Below are 20218 nucleotides of genomic sequence, written 5' to 3' on the forward strand. Positions count from 1 at the left end.
CGCCGTCCCGGGCCCGAGCGGCCGGGGACGGCGGCTTCTTCACGGGGCCCGCACAGGGCCCCGGCTTTCGCAACCCGGCCTCCGTTTGGCAGGATCGGCCACATGTCCGGTTACCGTCACACCTCTCCGTACCCGTCGTACGAGCCGGTGTACGAGGCGCCGCAGCAGCCGTACGGCGGCCACCAGGAGTACGACGTCCCGCTGTACGAGGGGCCGCACGAGGGCCACGGCTTCCAGGACCACGGCTTCCAGGACCACGGCTTCCGGGACCCGGCCGGGCACGACGTCTACGACCGGCCGTTCCAGGAGCACCGCGCCGAGCCGGAGTTCCGGCCCGAGCCGCCCCCGGTTCCGCTGCCCCGGCAGCGGAGCGCCGCCGCCCCGGCCCCGGCCGCCGCCCCGGCGGGCGGACGCGCCGCCGCCCGCGGCCACCGGCGCAAGCCCAAGAAGAAGCGCACCGGCCGCGCCGCCGTCGCCGGCACCGCGCTGCTGCTGGCGGCCGCCGCCGGCTGGTACACCGTCGGCCAGGACACCGCCAAGCCCGGTGTGACCACCGCCGACGGTCCCGGCCCCGACGGCGTCGCCACCCCGGACCTTCCCGCCGCGCAGCCGGCGGCCGGCCAGGCCTCGCCGACCGCCGCCCCGGCCGCCCGGGCCGCCGACGCCCGGCAGGCCGAGACCCCCGCCGCCGGCCGCAGCGAGGCCCGCGCCGACGGCTCGGTCGAGGCGATCCCCGGCCTCGGCGCCGCGTTCACCGGGCGGATACCCGCCGACACCACCCAGGTCGTGGTGGCCACCGGCGAGGGCAAGGACACCAACCGGACCGGTGTCACGCTGTGGACCCGCACCGCCGACGGCCGCTGGCTGGCCGGCGAGACCTGGCAGGGCCACAACGCGTTCAAGGGCTGGACGACCGACCACAACGAGGGCGACCTGCGCAGCCCGATCGGCGTCTTCTCGCTCACCGACGCCGGAGGCCGCAAGGCGGACCCGGGCAGCCGGCTGCCCTACGACAAGGACGCCGGTTTCGTGGTCTCCGGGACGGGCTTCGCCGGCGAACAGCTGGCCGGTTCCTTCGACTACGTCGTCGCGATCAACTACAACCGGGTGCCCGGCAACTCCCCGCTCGACCCGCGCCGCCCGAACGGCTCGACCAAGGGCGGCGGGATCTGGATCCACGTCGACCACGGCGGCCCGACGCACGGCTGCGTCTCCATCCCGGAGGAGAAGATGGCGCAGCTGATCCGCACCCTCGACCCGGCCGCCCACCCGGTGATCGTGATGGGCGACGCGGCCTCGCTGGCGGCCTGACCGGCCCCGCGGGGGCGGAATCGTCCGTCCGCGTCGCATCCGCGCGCCGGTCGGCGACCCGTCTGCCGCAACGCCCCTTGTCGGCCTCCTACAGCATCCCGGCGTGGATCCTGTAGCCGGTCGCGACCCGCTGACCAGCGGGTAACCGGGTTGAGTTGGCAGTATGAGCGGTTCGCGCATCGTGGCACTCGGCCACTACCAGCCCCCCAAGGTCCTCACCAACGACGACCTGGCGAAGCTGGTCGACACCGACGACGAGTGGATCCGCAGCCGGGTGGGCATCCGGACGCGGCACATCGCGGAGGGCGAGACCGTCGTCGACCTCGCCGCCGAGGCGGCGCAGAAGGCGCTGGCCAACAGCGGCCGGCCGGCGTCCGAGGTCGACCTGGTCGTGGTCGCCACCTGCACCGCGGTGGAACGCAGCCCCAACACGGCCGCCGCCGTCGCCGCCCGGCTCGGGGTGCGCGCGCCGGCCGCCTACGACATCAACACGGTCTGCTCGGGCTTCTCGTACGCGCTGGCCACCGCGGACCACGCGATCCGCGCCGGGGCGGCCCGCACGGCCCTGGTGATCGGCGCCGAACGGATGTCGGACACCCTCGACTGGACCGACCGCTCGACCTGCGTGATCTTCGGCGACGGCGCCGGCGCGGCGCTGGTCGAGGCCCAGGAGGAGGGCGCCGAGCCGGGGATCGGCCCGGTGGTCTGGGGCTCGGAGCCGGAGAAGGGCGATGCCGTGGTCATCACCGGATGGGATCCGGTGATCAGCCAGCAGGGCCAGTCGGTGTTCCGCTGGGCGACCACCCAGATCGCCCCGCTGGCCCGCCAGGCCTGCGAGCGGGCCGGGATCGACCCCTCCGAGCTGAAGGGCTTCGTGCCGCACCAGGCCAATCTGCGGATCATCGACGCCATCGCGACCAGGCTCGGGGTCACCGACGCCGTGGTGGCCCGGGACGTCGTGGAGTCCGGCAACACCTCGGCGGCCTCCGTGCCGCTGGCCTTCTCCAAGCTGGTCGAGCGCGGCGAGCTGTCGCCCGGCGACCCGGTGCTGCTGTTCGGCTTCGGCGGCGGCCTGGCCTACGCCGGGCAGGTCGTCCGCTGCCCCTGAGGCTCCCGGGGCTCCTGGGGCCCCCGGGGGCGGCCCCGGCCGCCCTTCCGCCCCCCCGCCGTGCCTGTGGGCGGTCACCCGACGAGGGTGACCGCCCACAGGCGTGTCATGGCGTGCTGCGGACCGCCGGCGGACCTCCCCCGAGGACACGGCCGCCGTCCGTCGTACCCCGGACAGGAGGCCGGGGCGCACGCGAAGCGGAAGGTGGGTCGGAGCGGATCGGTCTACTTGGGCGCCTTCTTGCCGGTGACGCCCAGGTACACCAGGGGAGCGAGGTTGGGCTTGAGGTCCTTGACCTTGACGCCCCAGGAGGTGAAGGCCTTCTGGTGCTCGGCCGCCGAGGCGAGCAGCGAGACCAGCGACCCGGCGACGGCGGCCGGATCCAGCGACTTGTCGGCCTGGCCCTTCGCCTGGAGTTCCTTGACGGCCTCCGTGAGCGGCTTGGCGACCGCGTTGAGGACGGTCATGCGGATCTTGAAGAACCGCTTGTCCCCTTCGGCGGCACCGAGCGTGACCACGCGGAGAATGGCGTCGTTCTTGCGCCAGAAGGCGAGGAATCCGTCGACCAGTTCTTCCGAAGTGGCCGTGCCGGACTTCCCTGCCCAGGACTTTCCGGCCACCAGCTCTTTGAGCGTGTCGGCGTCCTTGGCCATTTCCTCGGCGATTTCGAGGACGGCGCCCTCGACATCCGGGAAGTACTGGTAGAAGGTCGCGGGGGAGGTACCCGCCATACGGGCGACGTCGATGACCTTGACGTCCCGATAGGGCGACGTGCTGAGCATCTCGCGGAGGCAGTCGAGCAGCTTCTGCCGCGTCTCCTGTCCGCGTCGCCCGGCGACGCGACCGTCGACGGTGCGAACTTGTCCTGTCATGCCGTCAGCTTACCGTGGCCCGATCTTGGCGCGATTCGGTGATGTGACAATTACTCCGCCCGGGGGTTGGTATAGCCGTCCGGGACGCTTCCGAGGGATATTCATTCGGCCCTCGCGGCCCCCCTTGACGCCCCCCCGTGCACCGCCGACCCCACAGGGTGACGAACCCTTCGCTGAGGGGTTATCGAGTAACGGAGCGTGACGACGCGATCGGCGGTGTGACCTGCCCCTCCCAGGACTCCCGGGCGTGTCGGGCGCAAGCCGGAGCCGGATCGGACGTCAGAATCCGGCCGTTCCGGAGCCGCTGACCGGGCGGTGGAGCCTCCCGCCGGGCGGACACCGCTCTGGGCGGGGGAGGTTGGAGATGCACCGGGCGGCATTGGAGAATCGGGTCCGGCACCACGCGGCGGGTGTCCGGCACCCGCGGGCGGTGCTCAAGACGGGGAGGTGGCAGCGGGTGGACCAGCTGACGGCGCACGATCCGAGGCGGATCGGGCCCTTCGAGGTGCTGGGGCGGCTCGGGGCGGGCGGCATGGGCCTGGTCTACCTGGCGCGATCGCCCGCCGGCCGGCGGGTGGCGATCAAGACGGTCCGGGGGGAACTGGCCGAGGACGAGCTGTTCCGGGTCCGCTTCGCGCGGGAGATCGCGGCCGCCAAGACGGTCGGCGGCTTCTACACGGCGGCCGTGGTCGACGCCGACCCGGACGCCCGGGTGCCCTGGCTGGCCACCGCGTACGTCCCGGCGCCGTCCCTGGAGGACCTGGTCACCGAGTGCGGGCCGCTGCCGGTCGGGGCGGTGCGCTGGCTGGTGGCCGGCATCGCCGAGGCCCTGCAGTCCATCCACGCCGCCGGGCTGGTCCACCGCGACCTCAAGCCGTCCAACGTGCTGGTGGTCGAGGACGGCCCCCGGGTGATCGACTTCGGCATCGCCGCCGGGGTCTCCAGCACCCGGCTCACCATGACCAACGTCGCGGTCGGCACCCCGGCGTACATGTCGCCGGAGCAGGCCCGGGACAGCCGGGGCGTGACCGGCGCCAGCGACGTCTTCTCGCTCGGCTCGCTGCTGGTCTTCTGTGCCACCGGCCACCCGCCGTACCGGGGCGCCAACCCGGTGGAGACGGTCTTCCAGCTGCTGCGCGACCAGCCCGACCTGTCCGGCCTGCCGGTGGAGCTGGTCGACCTGGTGCGCGCCTGCATGCGGCCGGCGCCCGAGCACCGGCCGACCCCGGAGCAGATCCAGGCCGAGCTGGCCCCGCACCTGTTCTCCCGGGACGACGCCTCGGGCGAGGCCGGGGACTGGCTGCCGCCCGACGCGCTCGCCCTCATCGAGCACAAGCGGGGCCGCCGCCAGCCGCCGCCGGCCGTCCCGCCGCAGCCGGCACCGCAGCCCGCTCCGCAGCCGCACCCGGTCCAGGACGACCCGCGCACCCGGGCGGTCGCCGGGCACGCCCCGCCCGCCGGCCCGGTGCACACCCGGGCCCCCGGACCGGACACCGAGGCCGCCACCGAGAAGCTGGCCGCCCCCAGCCGGCACCGCCGGCCGGCCGCCGGGGAGGGCGACGAGGTGCGGCTGCCCGGCGCCTCGGTCCGGATAGGGCCGGGGCCGCGCGCGGAGCAGGCCGGCCCCGGCGCGCCGCCCGCCGAGACCGACTGGGTCCGGCGGATCACCCCGCCCCCGGCCCGGGCCGCCCGCTGGCGCCCCTGGCGGTTCCGGATGTCCAACGAGGTCTGGGGCACCCCGGTGGTCGCCGACGGCACCCTGTTCGTCTCCAGCTTCGAGGTGCACGCCCTGGACATCGCCTCCGGGCAGCGCCGCTACAAGACCCGGGACGTCGCCTGGGCCCTCGCGGTGGACGCCGGCCGGGTGCACGCGGCCGACGGCCCGCACCTGTACACGGTGGACGTCGCGGACGGCACCGAGCGCTGGCGGCACTCGCTGGACGGCTGGGTGTACTCGCTGGACGCGGCCGAGGGCGTGCTCTGCTGCGGCGTCCGGGGCGGCGGCGTCCAGCTGCGCTCGGCGGCCACCGGGGCCGAGCTGTGGCGCGCCGACGACGCCCAGCAGGACTTCGAGAACCCGCAGTCCGGCCCCGCCCTGGTGGGCGGCTCGGCGTACTACTACGGCGGACGGCGGCTGCGCTGCGTGGACCCGCGCGGCGCGGGCCTGCGCTGGTCGGTCCTGGTGGGCGAGGACGTGCCCTCCCGCCCGGTCGAGCGCTCCGGCGTGCTGTACGTGACGGCCGGCACCCGGGTGTACGCGCTGGACGCGGCGAGCGGGGCCGAGCGCTGGCGCTTCGAGGCCCCGGTGGTGCTCTTCACCCCGCCGGCGCTGGACGGCGACGCGGTCTACGTCGCCGACTACCTCGGCACCGTGTACGCGCTGGACGCGGCCACCGGCCGGGACCGCTGGCGCGCGGTCACCGGCACCCGGCAGGGCGCCGAGCCGGTGGTGGTCGGGGACGGCATGGTGCTGGTCGGCAGCGGCGAGGTGCTGTACGCGTTCGAGGCGGGCAGCGGCCGGGAGCGCTGGCGGTACACCGCGCGCGGCGAGATCGTCGGCTCCCCGGCGGTCGCGGACGGGCTGGTCCACCTCGGCAGCCGGGACCACTCGCTGCACACCGTGGACCTGGCCAGCGGTCAGCTGCGCTGGGAGCTGGGCACCAAGGGTGAGCTGACCGGCTCACCGGTGGCGGTCGGCGGGAAGGTCTTCGTCGGCAGCAAGGACCGCTGCGTCTACGCGCTGGACGCCTTCTACGGCACGGCGGTGCCCTCGCACTGACCCGGGGGGCGGGCGGCGGGAGCCCGGGGCTCCCGCCGCGGGCGCGCTACTTCCGGGCCTCCGGGTGGCGGCTGCACCAGCCCTCCCAGGCCGAGGCGACCATGGACTCCACGCCGTGCCGGGCGGTCCAGCCCAGCTCGCGGTGGATCAGCTCGGCCGAGGCGACCACCCGGGCCGGGTCGCCGGCCCGGCGCGGGGTGATCTCGGGGGTGGTGTCGTACCCGGTGACCTTGCCGATCACGTCCAGCATCTCGCGGACGCTGACGCCCTCGCCGCGGCCGATGTTGAGGACCAGCGAGGTCTCCCCGGCCGGGTCGGCCGCCAGCCGCTTCGCCGCGGCCACGTGGGCGGAGGCGATGTCGGAGACGTGGATGAAGTCACGGACGCAGGTGCCGTCCGGGGTGGGGTAGTCGTCGCCGAAGACCCGCGGGGCCCGGCCGGCGGTGAGCCGCTCGAAGACCATCGGGATCAGGTTGAACACCCCGGCGTCGGAGAGCTCCGGCGAGGCGGCGCCGGCCACGTTGAAGTAGCGCAGTGCGACGGTGGACATCCCGTGGGCCCGGCCGGCCGCGGCCACCAGCCACTCGCCGGCCAGCTTGGTCTCGCCGTACGGGCTCATCGGGGCGCACGGGGTCGACTCGGTGACCAGGTCGACGTCGGGCATGCCGTAGACGGCGGCGGAGGAGGAGAAGAGGAAGCGCTTCACGCCGCCCTCGGCCGCGGCCTCCAGGACGGTCTGGAGGCCGATCATGTTCTCGCGGTAGTACAGGAAGGGCTGCTCGACCGACTCGCCCACCTGCTTCTTGGCGGCGAAGTGGAGGACGCCCTCCACCCGGTGCTCGCGGATGGCCGCGTCCAGCGCGGCGCGGTCCAGGGTCGACCCCTCGACCAGGGCGACCCCCTCGGGCAGCCGGGTCCGGTCGCCGGTGCTCAGGTCGTCCAGGACGGCCACGCGCTCGCCCGCGTCGAGGAGCTGCTGCACGACGTGCCCGCCGATGTATCCGGCACCGCCGGTGATCAACCAAGTCATGGCCGAATCCTAGGGCGTGGGGATTTCGCGCCGGTGCCGTGGGCGCGTCGGAGCCGGAGACCCGGACATTTCGGTGAAATGCTGACAAATATCTCTGCGTCGCGTTCGGGCGGCCCTCCGCGGCCGCGCGCTGAGGAACCCGGAGGCCGTCACGGTGAACCGCACGAAGGAGCCCACCCGTCCGATCCCGGCCGGACCGCGCCCGACCGGGCCCGGGACGTCCGGCGCGCGGCTGGTCGCGCCGGGGACCCTCGCCGTGCTGACCGCACTCGCGCTGGCCGGGTGCAGCAGCGGATCGTCCTCGGACTCCTCCTCACCGCAGAGCGGCTCCCCGGCCGTCACCGCCGCGGCCACCGGCGGCTCCGCCCAGCCGGGCGGGGCCAACCAGCTCCAGTCCGACTACCAGCGGGTGATCAGGGACGTGCTGCCCTCCGTGGTGCAGATCACCACCGGCAGCGGCCTCGGCTCCGGGATCGTCTACGACGACAAGGGCGACATCGTCACCAACGCCCACGTGGTCGGCACCGCCACCGCCTTCACCGTCACCCTGGCCGGCAGCACCAAGCCGCTGGACGCCACCCTGGTCGCCAGCTACCCGGACTCCGACCTCGCGGTGATCAAGCTGAGCAGCCCGCCGGACGGCCTCAAGCCCGCCGCCTTCGGGGACTCCACCAAGGTCGAGCTCGGCCAGATCACCCTCGCCATGGGCAGCCCGCTCGGGCTCTCCAGCAGCGTCACCCAGGGCATCGTGTCGGCCACCGGCCGGACCGTCTCGGAACCGGGCACCCAGGGCTCGCCGGGCGCCGTGATCGGCAACATGGTGCAGACCTCGGCCGCGATCAACCCCGGCAACAGCGGCGGCGCGCTGGTCAACCTGGACAGCCAGGTGATCGGCATCAACACGCTGGCCGCCACCGAGCCGGAGTCCAACGGCGCCGCCGCCCCGGGCATCGGCTTCGCCATCCCGGCGTCCACCGTGACCAGCATCGCCGACCAGCTGATCAAGGAGGGCAAGGTCACCAACTCCGGCCGGGCCGCCCTCGGGATCACCGCCCGGACCTACTTCGACCAGAACTTCCGCCCGGCCGGCGCCGTGGTGGTGGCCGTCGCGCCGGACGGCCCGGCCGGCTCGGCGGGCCTCCAGGCCGGGGACGTGATCACCAGGATCGGTGACACCGCGGTCGACTCGCTGAACTCGCTCACCACCGCGCTGGCCTCGCTCGCGCCGGGCAGCAAGGTGACCGTCACCTACACCCGGGACGGCCGGAGCAGCAGCGCCGACGTCACCCTCGGCACCCTGGAGACGCCCTGACCCCACCAGCCCCCGGACGGCGGGCGGCCCGCACAACCGCGCAAGGGTTCCGCGGGGCCGCCCGCCGTCCGGGCCAGGGGGGTCGCCGACCCGGCGGTGGCGCCGGCCTCAGCGGCGGGCGGCGCGGGTGCGCCAGGGGAGCTCGATGGTCACCGTGGTCGGTCCGCCGTGCGGGCTCTCCACCAGGAACACCCCGTCCACCGCGCGGATCCGCTCGGCCAGCCCGGCCAGGCCGCTGCCCGGGTAGGGGGCCGCGCCGCCCTTGCCGTTGTCCTGGACCAGCAGCATCAGCTGCTCGTCGGCCCGCCAGACGTCCACCGTGGCGGAGCGGGCGCCGGAGTGCTTGGAGATGTTGGTCAGCAGCTCGCTGACCGTGAAGTAGGCGATGCCCTCCACCGCCGAGTCCGGCCGCTCGGTGCTGCCGTCCCGGGCCTTCAGGTCGACGTGCACCTTGACCCCCTCCGGCACCGTGCAGCGCGCCGCCACCGAGGAGAGCGCCGCGTCCAGGCCGCGGTCGGTGAGCACCGCCGGGTGGATGCCCCGGGCCAGGTCGCGCAGCTCCTGGAGGGCCAGCTTCACCTCGCCGTGGGCGTTGTCGACCATCTTCGCGGCGACCGCCACGTCCTCCGGGGTCTCGGTCTCCTGCAACCGCTCCTTGGCCATGCCGAGGTCCATCGCCAGCGCCACCAGCCGGGCCTGGGCGCCGTCGTGCAGGTCGCGCTCGATCCGGCGCAGGTCGGCGGCGGCGGTGTCGACCACGGTGCCGCGGTCGTCCTCCAGCTCGCGGACCCGCTCGGACAGGGCGCCCGGGTACAGCAGGGTCTCCACCAGCATCCGGTCCACCGCCGACTGGGCGCGGACCGCCCACGGCAGGAGCGGCCAGCCGACCAGCACGAAGACCAGGGACAGCGCGAAGCTCAGCACGCCCCAGGGCAGCATCAGCACGTGGTAGAGGGCCGAGCGCCAGGACAGCGCGTCGGTCAGGTGGGCGATCGCGTAGCCGGTGATGCCCGGCCGGCGGCGCTGCACCGGCTCCGGCTCGTGCACCTCGGAGCCGTACAGCGCCCGGGCCCGGCCGCGGGCGAAGCCGCCCATCGACCGGCAGCCCGCCAGCCCGGCGGCGAGCAGCGGCAGGCCGATCACGGTGACCGACAGGGCGAGGCCGACCGACAGCGTCGTGATCGTGAAGAGGAAGCCGGCGATCCCGAGCGGCAGGTTCAGCAGCAGCCGCCCGACCTGCCGCCACATCCGGGCGCCGTACAGCGGGGTGGCCCCGGCGGCCGTCGCCGGCTCCTGGCCGGCGCCCTCGGCCGTGCCGTCCGTTCGCTTCATCTCGGTCTACCGTCCTTCTCCGGTCGGGCTGTGCCCCTAGCTTGGCCGGTCGGGGGCGGGCGGGGCCATGGGGGTGATACGTCTCCCCGGGCGGGGGTTATCCCCACCCCGGCTGCGGTGCCTCCGGCGGGGCGTGCGGTGTCCACCGGCTGTCCACCGGGTGTCTTGCGGACCGGGCAGGATGCGGGGTACCCATGCCGTGCACTTAGACTCACGCACTGGCGATGGTATTGAGCATGTAAAGGAACGTCGTAGAACCGGCCCGAGGGCGGGTTCCGCGGCCGATGTGGAGGCGAGGGCATGGTGGGGCAGCGGGCGGCTTCGGCCGCGGCCGACCCGGCGGCCGGCAGCGGCTACTTCGACGCGTACGCCGCGATGGGCCTGCTCGCCGTCGTCGGCGTGCTCTTCGTGACGGTGGCGTTCACCGCGAACCGCCTGCTGCGGCCGGTGGTGTACTCGCCGGAGAAGCTCCTCGCCTACGAGTGCGGCGTGGACCCGGTGGGGGAGGACTGGGCCCACACCCAGATCCGCTACTACGTCTACGCCTTCCTGTACGTGATCTTCGCGGTCGACGCGATCTACCTGTTCCCGTGGGCGACCGTCTTCGCCTCCGCCGGGTACGGCGCCGGGACGCTGGTCGAGATGTTCGTCTTCATCGGCTTCCTCGCGGTCGGACTGCTCTACGCCTGGAAGAAGGGCGTTCTGGAATGGACGTGACGCACACCCACTCGCACGGGCACGGCGCCTCCGGCGGTCCGGTTCCGCTGGGCGTGCCGGACCCGTCGCGCCCCGGTGCCGCCGTCGAGCGGCGGAGCATCGGCCCGCTGGCCCGGCTGGCCCCGGACCCGGTGAAGGTCGTCCTCAACTGGGGACGGCGCTACAGCCTCTGGTGCTTCAACTTCGGCCTGGCCTGCTGCGCGATCGAGTTCATCGCGGCCTCGATGGCCAAACACGACTTCATCCGGATGGGCGTGATCCCGTTCGCGCCGGGTCCCCGGCAGGCCGATCTGATGATCGTCTCGGGGACGGTGACCGACAAGATGGCGCCCGCCGTCAAGCGGCTCTACGAGCAGATGCCCGAGCCGAAGTACGTCATCTCCTTCGGCGCCTGCTCGAACTCGGGCGGGCCCTACTGGGACTCCTACTCGGTGACCAAGGGCGTCGACCAGATCATCCCGGTCGACGTCTACGTGCCCGGGTGCCCGCCGCGCCCGGAGGCACTGCTCCAGGGCATCCTCAAGCTCCAGGAGAAGATCGCCGCCGAGTCGCTGCCGGGCCGCTACACCGCGCCCGCCGCGGCGCTGCGGCGCCCGCCGGTGGCCGGGCCCGGTGCCGCCGGTGCCGCCGGTTCCGGTTCCGTTGAGGGAGGGGTCTCGTGACCACCGCCGAGCAGTACGCGGCGTCGGTCGGGGAGTGGGCGACCGGCGCCGAGGCGTACGGGCTGATCACCGTCGACGTGCCGGCGGAGCACTGGACCGAGGCGCTCACCGCCGCCCGGGACACCCTGGGCCTCGCCTTCTTCGACTGGCTCAGCGCCGTCGACGAGCTCGCCGACGGCTTCTCGGTGGTCGCCCACCTCGCCGCCGTCGACGCCCCGGGCGTGCGCCACCTGGCGCTGCGCACCCGGGTGCCGCGCGACGCGGCCGCGCTGCCGAGCGCCGTCACGGTGTACGCCGGGGCCGCCTGGCACGAGCGCGAGACGCACGAGATGTTCGGCATCGACTTCCCCGGGCACCCCCACCTGGTCACCCTGCTGCTGCCGGACGGCTTCGAGGGGCACCCGCTGCGCAAGGAGTTCGTGCTCGCGGCGCGGGTCGCCAAGGCCTGGCCGGGAGCCAAGGAGCCGGGCGAGTCCGACCACGGCGACGGGCCGGCGCGGCGCAAGATGCAGCCGGCCGGTGTGCCGGACCCGAACGAGTGGGGACCGCTGAAGGGCACCCTGCCGCCGGTCGCCGAGCGGCCGGCCCGCGGGGCCCGGGCCGCCGGTGCGGCCCGGACGCCGCGGGCGGCCGCCGCGGGCGCGGCGGGTGCCGCCGGGGCCGAGGGTGCCGCCGCGGTGCGGGCGGACCGGCCGCGGCGGACGCGTTCGGTCTCCGAGGGGTCGGCGAGCCAGGCATCCGGCGAGGCGGCCGGTCAGGCGGCCGGTGAGGTGCCCGCGGCGGCGCCCGCCGCGGAGGAGAGGCCCGCGGTGCGGGCGGACCGGCCGCGGCGGACGCGTTCGGTCTCCGAGGGATCGGTGAGCCAGGCGTCCGGCGAGGCCGCCCCGGCTCCGGCCCCGGCCCGGACGCAGTCCTCCGACGCGCCGTGGCACCACCCGGTGCCGGCGCACGACGAGCCCGGGAAGCCGGCCGCCGAGGAACCGGCCGCGGAGAAGCCGGCCGCCGAGGAGAAGACGAGCGAGACGCCGCCGGCCGAGTCGGCCGGCCAGGACGGAGACGGCGCGTGAACCTGTTCGACACGGTGCTGCGCTGCGTCGCCACACTGGTCGTCTTCCTCGTCCTCCCGCTGGTCATCGGCCAGACCGAGCACAAGGTGATGGCGCACATGCAGGGCCGGCTGGGCCCGATGTACGCCGGTGGCTTCCACGGCTGGGCGCAGCTGATCGCGGACGGCGTGAAGTTCGCGCAGAAGGAGGACATCGTCCCGGCCGGCGCCGACCGGCGGATCTTCCAGCTGGCGCCCGCCGTCTCGCTGCTGCCGTACCTGCTGGTGCTGCTGGCCGTCCCGGTCGGACCGGGCGGTTTCGTCGGGCAGGCGGTGGACGCCGGCCTGTTCTTCGTCCTGGCCGTCATGGGCGTCGGCGTGATCGGCAAGCTGATGGCCGGCTGGGCCTCGGCCAACAAGTTCTCGCTGCTCGGCGGCCTGCGGACGGCCGCGCAGCTGATGTCCTACGAGCTGCCGATGGTGCTCGCCGCCGCCTCCGTGGCGATGGCCGCCGGGACGCTCTCGCTGCCCGGGATCATGGACGCCTGGGAGTGGTACTGGATCCCGTGGCAGCTGATCGGCGGCTTCGTGTTCTTCACGGCCGGCCTGGCCGAGCTGCAGCGCCCGCCGTTCGACATGCCGGTCGCCGACTCCGAGATCATCTTCGGCGCGTACACCGAGTACACCGGTCTGCGCTTCGCGCTGTTCCTGCTCTCCGAGTACGCGGGCATCCTGGTGGTCTCCGCGCTGACCGCGGTGCTGTTCCTCGGCGGCTGGCACGGCCCGCTGCCGGACCAGCTCGGCTGGCTGTGGACCCTGCTGAAGACCTTCGCGCTGGCCTTCGTGGTGATCTGGCTCCGGGTGACCTACCCCCGGCTGCGCGAGGACCAGCTGATGCGCTTCGCGTGGACGGTGCTGATCCCGCTCGCCCTCGTCCAGCTGGCCCTCACCGGCATCATCAAGGTGGCGATCTCATGAGTTTCCCCGGAGCGGGCCTGGCCAAGGGCCTGGCCGTCACCCTGCGGACGATGACGAGGAAGAGCGTCACCGCGCAGTACCCCGACGTCCAGCCGAGCCTTCCGCCGCGGTCGCGCGGTGTGATCGCGCTGCTGGAGGAGAACTGCACGGTCTGCATGCTCTGCGCCCGTGAGTGCCCGGACTGGTGCATCTACATCGACTCCCACAAGGAGACGTTGCCGGCCGCCGACCCGAACGCGCGTGCCCGCACCCGCAATGTGCTGGACCGGTTCGCCATCGACTTCTCGCTCTGCATGTACTGCGGGATCTGCATCGAGGTGTGCCCGTTCGACGCGCTGTTCTGGTCGCCCGAGTTCGAGTACGCGGAGACCGACATCCTGGAGCTGACCCACGAGCGGGACCGGCTGCGGGAGTGGATGTGGACGGTGCCGGTGCCGCCGGCGCTGGATCCGGCGGCCGAGGAGCCCAAGGAGATCGCCACCGCGCGCAAGGCCGCCGACAAGCTGGTGGCCGCCGCGGCCAAGGCGGCCGCCGAGGCCGCCGAAGCTGCCGGGGCACCGCAGGCACCGGAGGCACCGGACGCGGCCGAGGACGGTGGTGACGCGTGAAGGGCGCAGCCACCCTGCTCGCCGCGACCGGGTCGCTGGACCCGGCCGCGCGCTCGTTCCTCTCCCCGACCGGGGTGGAGATCGTCTTCCTGCTGGTCGGCATCGCCGTGCTCGGCTCGGCCCTGGTCGCCGTCACCACCAAGCAGCTGGTGCACGCCGCGCTCTGGCTGGTCGTCGCGCTCGGCGGGCTGGCGGTGGAGTTCCTGCTGCTCACCGCCGAGTTCATCGCCTGGGTGCAGGTGCTGATCTACCTCGGCTCGGTGGTCGTCCTGGTGCTGTTCGGGCTGATGCTCACCAAGGCGCCGATCGGGCGCTCGCCGGACGCCGACTCCAAGAACCGCTGGGTCGCCCTGGTGGTCGCGCTGGCCTCGGCCGGCACGCTGGTGACGCTGGTCGTGGACGCCTTCCGGACGTCCTGGATCGACCTCGGCGCGGGCGGCGGCTCCGCCTCGGTGACCGGCGCGAGCCTGTTCCGGACCTGGGTGCTGCCCTTCGAGGCGCTCTCGGTGCTGCTGCTGGCCGCGCTGGTCGGCGCGATCGTGCTCTCGCGCGGCGACCGGCGGAAGGTCCCGGCGCCGCGGGCCGGACGGATCCGGGCCGGACGGCCGGTGGGCTCCAACGGGACGGTCGCGCAGAGCGCGCCGCCCGCGCCCGTCACCGCGTCCGGGGCCGGGCCCGCGACTGCTCCGACCACCACCGAGCAGGAGGGCTGATGCACCTCGCCTACCCCGTCGTCCTCGCCGCGCTGCTGTTCAGCGTCGGCGTCTACGGCGTGCTCGCCCGGCGCAACGTCATCCTGGTGCTGATGTCCGTCGAGCTGATGCTCAACGCCGTCAACCTCAACCTCGTCGCCTTCGACGCCTGGCTGCGCGACTCGCTGCACGCCGGGCAGGCGCTGACCCTGTTCACCATCACCGTCGCCGCCGCCGAGATCGGCCTCGGACTCGCCATCGTCCTGCTGCTGTTCCGGGCCCGGGGCACCGCGGACATCGACCGGGTCACCGCGCTCGGCGATCCGGCCGAGCCGACCGCCGGCACCGAGCCGGCGCCGGCCGGAGCCGAGGCGCTGAAGGGCCGGGCCACCGCATGAACCTCGCCCTGCCCGCCCTCGTCCCCGCGCTGCCCGCGCTCGGCGCGGCGGCCACCCTGGCCGCCGGCAAGCGCGCGCCCGGCCTCGCCCGGCCGCTGGCGATCGTGCCGGTCGCCGTCTCGGCGGTGCTCGCCCTGGTCGTCGCGATCCAGCTGGGCAGCGGCCAGGCCCTGGACGCCGCCACCCGGCTCACCCCGACCGGCGGTCCGGACATCGCGCTCGCCGTCCACCTGGACGGCTTCAGCTCGCTGATCTCGGTGCTGGTCGGCCTGGTCGCCACCTGTGTGCAGGTCTACTCGACCGCGTACCTCAAGGACGACCCGCGCTACCCCTCGTACGCGGCGCTGGTCTCGCTGTTCACGGCGGCGATGTTCCTGGTCGTCTACTCCGGCGACCTGGTCGTGCTGCTGGTCGGCTGGGAGGTCATGGGCATCTGCTCGTACTTCCTGATCGGCCACCACTGGGAGACCGAGGACGCCCGCTCCGCCTCGCTGAAGGCCTTCCTGGTCACCAAGCTCGGCGACGTGCCGTTCCTGTTCGGGATCTTCCTGCTCGGCGCCGACGCCGGGAGCTTCCGGATCGAGGACGTGCTGCGGGCCGCCGCCGAGGGGCGGCTCGGCCACCCGACGCTGGTCGCGCTGCTGCTGCTGGCCGGTGTGGCCGGCAAGAGCGCGCAGTTCCCGCTGCACACCTGGCTCCCCGACGCGATGGCCGGTCCGACGCCGGTCTCCGCGCTGATCCACGCCGCCACCATGGTCGCGGCCGGCATCTACCTGGTGGCCCGGCTGCTGCCGGTCTTCCTGCTCTCCGGGGCGGCGCTGGTCGTGCTGGCGGTGATGGCCGCCGTGACGATGATCGGCTCGGCGCTCTGCGCACTCGCCCAGGACGACCTCAAACGGGTGCTGGCCTACTCGACCGTCGGCCAGCTCGGCTACATGGCCGGCGCGCTGGCCGCCGGCGACCGCCAGGCCTCGGTCTTCCACCTGGTCAGCCACGGCGCGTTCAAGGCGCTGCTGTTCCTCGCGGCCGGTGTGGTGATCCACGCCGCGCACACCAACTCGATCTCCGCGATGTCCCGGATCCCCGGGCTGCGCAAGCGCGTCCCGGACGCCTACTGGACGATGGGCATCGCGCTGGTCGCCCTGGTCGGCCTGCCGCCGTTCTCCGGCTTCTTCAGCAAGGAGGCGGTGCTGACCGCCGCCGAGCACGCCGCCAACGGCGAGGCGCTGACCAACGGCCTCGGCCCCGCCTCGGCCGTGCCGCAGGCGGCCGGCTGGATCGTGCTGATCTCGGCCGGCCTCACCGCGCTGCTCACGGCGGCGTACGCGGCCCGGCTGTTCCTGGTGGCCTTCCACAGCCCGGCGGGCGCGGCCGCGGCGGCGCCCGCGGTGCTGCCCGCCGCGGACCGGGGCACGGTCGTCGGCGACCACGAGGCCGGCGCCCCGTACTCGCCCGAGCTGGACGAGGCCGACCCGGCCGTCGCCGAGCCGCCCGCGATGCGCTGGCCGCTGTGGGTGCTGGCGGTGCCGACCATCGGGTTCGGCGTCGCCGGCCTGCGCTCGGACTGGCTGCCCGCGCTGCTGGACGGCGGCTCGCTGCGGCCCTCCGCGGTCACCGCCGTCATCGGGACCGGCCTCGCCGTGGTCGGCGCGCTGCTGGCCTACGGCGCCTGGCGCTCGGCCACCGCCCGGGTGCCCGGGCAGGTCGGAGCCCCGGCCGACGGGACCGTCGTCGCCGACCCCGGCCGCGCCCTGCTCGGCCCGCTGTTCGGCCCGGCCCGGCACGGCTTCGGCGTCGACCGGCTCTACGGCGCGCTGTTCGTCCGCCCGGTCGAGGCCGCCGCCCGGCTCGTCCGCTTCCTCGACCGCGAGGTCGTGGAGACGTACGTGCGCGGCGCCGGAGCCGGGGCGGGCCTGCTCGGCCGCGCCGTGCGGCTCGCCCAGACCGGCAACGCGCAGACCTACCTCAGCGCGCTGCTCGCCGGCGTCGTCCTGCTGGCCGTCCTGGTGGCGGTGTAGCCGATGCCGTACCTCCCTTCCCCGTCCGCCGCCCTGGTCGTCAGGAGCCCCCGATGAACGCGGTCCTCATCGCCCTCCTGGTGCTGCCGCTGCTCGGCGCCGCGCTCACCCTGGCGCCGGTGTTCGGCGCGGACCCGGCCGCCGCCGACCGCCGCGCGCTGCGCTTCAGCACCGTGGTGACCGGCGCCGTCCTGGTGCTCACCGTCGTCCTGGCCGCCGGCTTCGACCACGACGAGCCCGCCCGGATGCAGGCCACCACCGATGTGTCCTGGATCCCGGCGATCGGCGTGCGCCTCCACCTCGGCGTGGACGGCGTCTCGCTGCCGCTGATCGTCCTGACCTCGCTGCTCACCTTCCTCTGCGCGCTGTACTCCGAGCGGCGGCTGCCGTCCGGCGAGGGGGTGCCCTCGGCCCGGGCCTTCGCCGGGCTGTTCCTCCTCCTCGACGTCGGCATGCTCGCCACCTTCGCGGTGCTGGACCTCCTGCTCTTCTTCCTGGCCTTCGAGATCGTGCTGATCCCGATGTACTTCCTGATCGCCCGCTGGGGCAGCGGGGCGAAGGTACCGGCCGCCAACCGGTTCATCCTCTACACGCTGCTCGGCTCGGCCGTGATGCTGCTCGGCTTCCTGCTGGTCGGCGTCCGGGCGGGCACCTTCGACATGCAGGCCCTCGCCGCCGCCCACGGCTCCGGCCTGAGCCACACCACCCAGGTGACCGCCGCCCTGGCGATCATGATCGGGCTCGCGGTCAAGGCCCCCGCCTGGCCGCTGCACAGCTGGCTCCCGGACGCGCACACGGCGGCCCCGACGGTCGGCTCCGTGCTGCTCGCCGGCGTGCTGCTGAAGATGGGGACCTACGGCCTGGTCCGCGTCCTCCTCCCGGTCGTGCCCGACGGCACCACCACGCTCGCCCCCTACCTGGGTGCGTTCGCCGCGGTCGGCATCGTCTACGGCTCGCTGGCCTGCCTCGCGCTCGCGCGGCGCGGCGCCAAGGGCGACCTCAAGCGCCTGATCGCCTACTCCTCCGTCGGCCACATGGGCTTCGTCCTGCTGGGCATCGCCTCCCTCACTCCGGTCGGCGTCAACGGGGCGCTGTTCGCCAACATCGCCCACGGCCTGATCACCGGCCTGCTGTTCTTCGTCGTCGGGGCGCTCAAGGACCGCTACGGCACGGCGGACCTCGACACCCTCTCCGGCGCCACCGGTGCCGCCCTCTACGGACGGGCACCCCGGCTCGGCGCGCTGCTCGCCTTCGCCGCCGTCGCCAGCCTCGGCCTGCCCGGACTGGCCGGCTTCTGGGGCGAGCTGCTCGCGATGTTCGGCGCGTTCGACCCGGCCGACGGCCTGTCGCGCCCCGCGTTCGTCACCTACATGGTCCTGGCCGGCCTCGGTACCCTCCTCACCGCCGCGTACCTGCTGATCGTGGTCAAGCGCGTCTGCATGGGCGACCCGAAGCAGCCCGCCCCGGTGGCCGAGCTCGCCGACCTGCGCCCCTACGAGGCCGTCAGCTGGACGCCGCTGGCCGCCCTCACCCTGCTCGCCGGTCTCTGGCCCGCGCTGCTGCTCGGCCTCTCCGACCCCGCCGTCAAACACCTCCTCGGGGGTGGCTGATCATGCTCGGCACCGCACTCGGACCTCACTCCACGGGGCAGACCACTGTGACCTCCCTCGCCGTCGCCAACCCGGGCAGCCTGATCCAGTCCGTGGACTGGGTGGCGATCGCGCCCCCGCTGATCGCCGCCGTGGCCGCCCTGGCCGTGCTGGTCACCGACCTCTTCCTGCCCGCGCAGCACAAGAAGTGGCTGGGCCGGCTCACCGCCGCCGGACTCGCCCTCGCGCTCATCTCGCTCCTCCCGCTCACCGGTGGATCACCCCGCGCCACCTTCTGTGCGCAGACCGTAACAGGGGCCACTGACACTCCGGCGATCGGCGGCCCTGCCGCGGCCGGCTGCTCCTACGTCGCCGACCACTTCGCGCTGGTCTTCCAGCTGCTCGCGCTCGGCGGCGCGCTGATCGCCGCGCTGCTGTCCGCGCACACGGTGGACGAGGAGGAGCTGCCCCGCGGCGAGTACTGGTTCCTGCTGCTCGCCAGCGCCACCGGCGCCGCCCTGCTGCCCGCCTCCCGCGACCTCGCCACCCTGGTGATCGCCCTGGAGGTGGCCTCGCTGCCCGCCTTCGCCCTGGTCGCGCTGCGCCGGGACGGCCGGGGCGCCGAGGCCGCGCTGAAGTTCTTCCTCTCCTCCGTCACCGCGACCGCCGTGATGCTGCTCGGCGTCGGCTTCGTCTACGCGGCGAGCGGCAGCCTGCACCTGGGCGCCGTCGCCACCGGCCTGGAGCACGCGCCCGGGCAGCTGAAGCCGCTGGCCGAGGCGGGCGCCGTGCTCACCCTGGCCGGCTTCGCCTTCAAGGTGGCCGCCGTCCCCTTCCACTTCTGGGTGCCGGACACCTACACCGGTGCCCCGCTGCCGGTGGCCGGCTACCTCTCGGTGGTCGGCAAGGCGGCCGGTCTGGCCGGCCTGGCGCTGGCCACCACGATCGCCTTCCGCCCGTACGCGCACACCTGGGGCCTGGCGCTCGCGGTGCTGGCCGCCGTCACCATGACGGTGGGCAACGCGGGCGCGCTGCGCCAGCGCTTCGACACCCGCTTCAGCGCCGTCCGGCTGCTCGCCTGGTCCTCGGTGGGCCAGGCCGGCTACCTGCTGGTGCCGCTGGCCGCGGCCGGCTACGCGCCCACCGGGACGGACCCGCTGGGCGCGACCGCCGCGTACGCGCTGATCTACGGCGTGGTCAACCTCGGCGCCTTCGGCGTGGTGGCGGCGGTCGGCCGCCGGGCCGGGACCAGCGTGGACGACTTCCGCGGCCTGTTCGGGCGCAGCCGCTGGACGGCGCTGGCGCTGGCCTTCTTCCTGCTCTGCCTGGCCGGACTGCCCCCGGGCGTGATCGGCCTGTTCGGCAAGGTGGTGGTCTTCCGCGCCGCCGTCGACGCCGGTCTGGGCTGGCTGGCCGTGGTGATGGCCGTCAATGTGGTCGTCGCCCTGTACTACTACCTGCTCTGGACCGCCCGGCTCTTCGCCCCGGCGCAGGAGGGGGCCGCCGCGGCCCCCGCCGCCGAGCGGCGCCTGCCGGTGTCGCTGACCGCCACCCTGGGGCTCACCGCCTCGGCGGCGGTGGTGCTCTCGGTGGCCCCGCAGCTGGTCCTCCAGGTGGTCAGCGGCTCGCTGTTCTGACCCTCCGCGGGGCGTGTGCCGAGGTGACGGGCGGTGCGGGCCCGGTCACCCGGCCGGGTGTCACGCCGGTCACAAGGGAACAAGGCCCCCGTCCCCGCCCGTTGAGCGGGCAGGAGGGACGAGGCAGAAA

At 74.3% G+C, this 20218-nt stretch carries 17 protein-coding genes; 14 read left to right on the top strand and 3 right to left on the bottom strand.

Annotated features, from left to right (window positions below; genetic code table 11):
• Nucleotides 1-102: 102 nt before the first annotated feature.
• Nucleotides 103-1311 carry a L,D-transpeptidase family protein gene (locus ACF1AK_RS15035; RefSeq protein WP_391499226.1) on the top strand — a complete coding sequence of 403 codons (1209 nt, stop codon included), beginning with the start codon at nt 103-105 and terminating at the stop codon, nt 1309-1311.
• A 163-nt stretch (nt 1312-1474) separates the two neighbouring features.
• The gene (locus tag ACF1AK_RS15040) at nt 1475-2419 is read left to right on the top strand and encodes a beta-ketoacyl-ACP synthase III (protein ID WP_391499227.1); all 945 of its coding nucleotides are present in this window, start codon (nt 1475-1477) and stop codon (nt 2417-2419) included.
• Between the two features lie 224 nt (nt 2420-2643).
• On the opposite strand, the gene ACF1AK_RS15045 is transcribed toward ACF1AK_RS15040, so the two are convergent.
• A complete protein-coding gene (locus ACF1AK_RS15045) occupies nt 2644-3291 on the bottom strand; it encodes a TetR family transcriptional regulator (protein WP_266311629.1) in 648 nt (215 codons plus the stop codon).
• A 457-nt stretch (nt 3292-3748) separates the two neighbouring features.
• Here ACF1AK_RS15045 and ACF1AK_RS15050 point away from each other — a divergent pair, with 457 nt between their 5' ends.
• Entirely contained in the window at nt 3749-6070 is a 2322-nt protein-coding gene (locus tag ACF1AK_RS15050) for a PQQ-binding-like beta-propeller repeat protein (protein WP_391499228.1), read from the top strand.
• A 46-nt stretch (nt 6071-6116) separates the two neighbouring features.
• On the opposite strand, the gene galE is transcribed toward ACF1AK_RS15050, so the two are convergent.
• Nucleotides 6117-7100 (bottom strand): UDP-glucose 4-epimerase GalE, encoded by a 984-nt coding sequence (gene galE / locus ACF1AK_RS15055; protein WP_391499229.1) that lies wholly within the window; start codon nt 7098-7100, stop codon nt 6117-6119.
• A gap of 184 nt (nt 7101-7284) precedes the next feature.
• On the opposite strand from galE, the gene ACF1AK_RS15060 reads away from it, so the two are divergent.
• Nucleotides 7285-8412, top strand: a complete 1128-nt coding sequence (locus ACF1AK_RS15060; RefSeq protein WP_391499459.1) for a S1C family serine protease — start codon at nt 7285-7287, stop codon at nt 8410-8412.
• 108 nt (nt 8413-8520) lie between these two features.
• Here ACF1AK_RS15060 and ACF1AK_RS15065 read toward each other — a convergent pair whose 3' ends face one another.
• Nucleotides 8521-9744 (bottom strand): sensor histidine kinase, encoded by a 1224-nt coding sequence (locus tag ACF1AK_RS15065; protein WP_391499230.1) that lies wholly within the window; start codon nt 9742-9744, stop codon nt 8521-8523.
• Between the two features lie 300 nt (nt 9745-10044).
• On the opposite strand from ACF1AK_RS15065, the gene ACF1AK_RS15070 reads away from it, so the two are divergent.
• The 10 genes from ACF1AK_RS15070 to ACF1AK_RS15115 are packed head-to-tail and all read left to right on the top strand — an operon-like array spanning nt 10045 to nt 20088.
• Nucleotides 10045-10461, top strand: a complete 417-nt coding sequence (locus ACF1AK_RS15070) for an NADH-quinone oxidoreductase subunit A (protein ID WP_391499231.1) — start codon at nt 10045-10047, stop codon at nt 10459-10461.
• Entirely contained in the window at nt 10452-11123 is a 672-nt protein-coding gene (locus tag ACF1AK_RS15075; protein WP_391499232.1) for an NADH-quinone oxidoreductase subunit B, read from the top strand. The genes ACF1AK_RS15070 and ACF1AK_RS15075 overlap by 10 nt, the downstream gene beginning before the upstream one ends.
• Entirely contained in the window at nt 11120-12190 is a 1071-nt protein-coding gene (locus ACF1AK_RS15080; RefSeq protein ID WP_391499233.1) for an NADH-quinone oxidoreductase subunit C, read from the top strand. Before ACF1AK_RS15075 ends, ACF1AK_RS15080 begins: the two co-directional genes overlap by 4 nt.
• Nucleotides 12187-13146: an NADH-quinone oxidoreductase subunit NuoH gene (gene nuoH, locus ACF1AK_RS15085; protein WP_391499234.1), complete on the top strand. Its 960-nt coding sequence runs from the start codon at nt 12187-12189 to the stop codon at nt 13144-13146. The genes ACF1AK_RS15080 and nuoH overlap by 4 nt, the downstream gene beginning before the upstream one ends.
• Nucleotides 13143-13754 (top strand): NuoI/complex I 23 kDa subunit family protein, encoded by a 612-nt coding sequence (locus ACF1AK_RS15090; RefSeq protein WP_391499235.1) that lies wholly within the window; start codon nt 13143-13145, stop codon nt 13752-13754. Before nuoH ends, ACF1AK_RS15090 begins: the two co-directional genes overlap by 4 nt.
• Nucleotides 13751-14467: an NADH-quinone oxidoreductase subunit J gene (locus tag ACF1AK_RS15095; protein ID WP_391499236.1), complete on the top strand. Its 717-nt coding sequence runs from the start codon at nt 13751-13753 to the stop codon at nt 14465-14467. The genes ACF1AK_RS15090 and ACF1AK_RS15095 overlap by 4 nt, the downstream gene beginning before the upstream one ends.
• Nucleotides 14467-14844 carry an NADH-quinone oxidoreductase subunit NuoK gene (gene nuoK, locus ACF1AK_RS15100; RefSeq protein WP_391499237.1) on the top strand — a complete coding sequence of 126 codons (378 nt, stop codon included), beginning with the start codon at nt 14467-14469 and terminating at the stop codon, nt 14842-14844. The genes ACF1AK_RS15095 and nuoK overlap by 1 nt, the downstream gene beginning before the upstream one ends.
• A complete protein-coding gene (locus tag ACF1AK_RS15105) occupies nt 14841-16862 on the top strand; it encodes an NADH-quinone oxidoreductase subunit L (protein ID WP_391499238.1) in 2022 nt (673 codons plus the stop codon). Before nuoK ends, ACF1AK_RS15105 begins: the two co-directional genes overlap by 4 nt.
• A 53-nt stretch (nt 16863-16915) precedes the next feature.
• Entirely contained in the window at nt 16916-18472 is a 1557-nt protein-coding gene (locus ACF1AK_RS15110) for a NuoM family protein (RefSeq protein WP_391499239.1), read from the top strand.
• A gap of 47 nt (nt 18473-18519) precedes the next feature.
• Nucleotides 18520-20088 (top strand): NADH-quinone oxidoreductase subunit N, encoded by a 1569-nt coding sequence (locus ACF1AK_RS15115; protein WP_391499240.1) that lies wholly within the window; start codon nt 18520-18522, stop codon nt 20086-20088.
• Nucleotides 20089-20218: the final 130 nt, after the last annotated feature.

The sequence above is a fragment of the Kitasatospora sp. NPDC015120 genome, from assembly GCF_043080305.1.
GTDB lineage: Bacteria > Actinomycetota > Actinomycetes > Streptomycetales > Streptomycetaceae > Kitasatospora.

What these genes read in the sequence shown, in the direction of transcription:
- ACF1AK_RS15035 (WP_391499226.1), top strand. Translation starts at nt 103, where the DNA reads ATGTCCGGTTACCGTCACACCTCTCCGTACCCGTCGTACGAGCCGGTG.
- ACF1AK_RS15040 (WP_391499227.1), top strand. Translation starts at nt 1,475, where the DNA reads ATGAGCGGTTCGCGCATCGTGGCACTCGGCCACTACCAGCCCCCCAAG.
- ACF1AK_RS15045 (WP_266311629.1), bottom strand. Translation starts at nt 3,291, where the DNA reads ATGACAGGACAAGTTCGCACCGTCGACGGTCGCGTCGCCGGGCGACGC.
- galE (WP_391499229.1), bottom strand. Translation starts at nt 7,100, where the DNA reads ATGACTTGGTTGATCACCGGCGGTGCCGGATACATCGGCGGGCACGTC.
- ACF1AK_RS15065 (WP_391499230.1), bottom strand. Translation starts at nt 9,744, where the DNA reads ATGAAGCGAACGGACGGCACGGCCGAGGGCGCCGGCCAGGAGCCGGCG.
- ACF1AK_RS15070 (WP_391499231.1), top strand. Translation starts at nt 10,045, where the DNA reads ATGGTGGGGCAGCGGGCGGCTTCGGCCGCGGCCGACCCGGCGGCCGGC.
- ACF1AK_RS15075 (WP_391499232.1), top strand. Translation starts at nt 10,452, where the DNA reads ATGGACGTGACGCACACCCACTCGCACGGGCACGGCGCCTCCGGCGGT.
- ACF1AK_RS15090 (WP_391499235.1), top strand. Translation starts at nt 13,143, where the DNA reads ATGAGTTTCCCCGGAGCGGGCCTGGCCAAGGGCCTGGCCGTCACCCTG.
- nuoK (WP_391499237.1), top strand. Translation starts at nt 14,467, where the DNA reads ATGCACCTCGCCTACCCCGTCGTCCTCGCCGCGCTGCTGTTCAGCGTC.
- ACF1AK_RS15105 (WP_391499238.1), top strand. Translation starts at nt 14,841, where the DNA reads ATGAACCTCGCCCTGCCCGCCCTCGTCCCCGCGCTGCCCGCGCTCGGC.
- ACF1AK_RS15110 (WP_391499239.1), top strand. Translation starts at nt 16,916, where the DNA reads ATGAACGCGGTCCTCATCGCCCTCCTGGTGCTGCCGCTGCTCGGCGCC.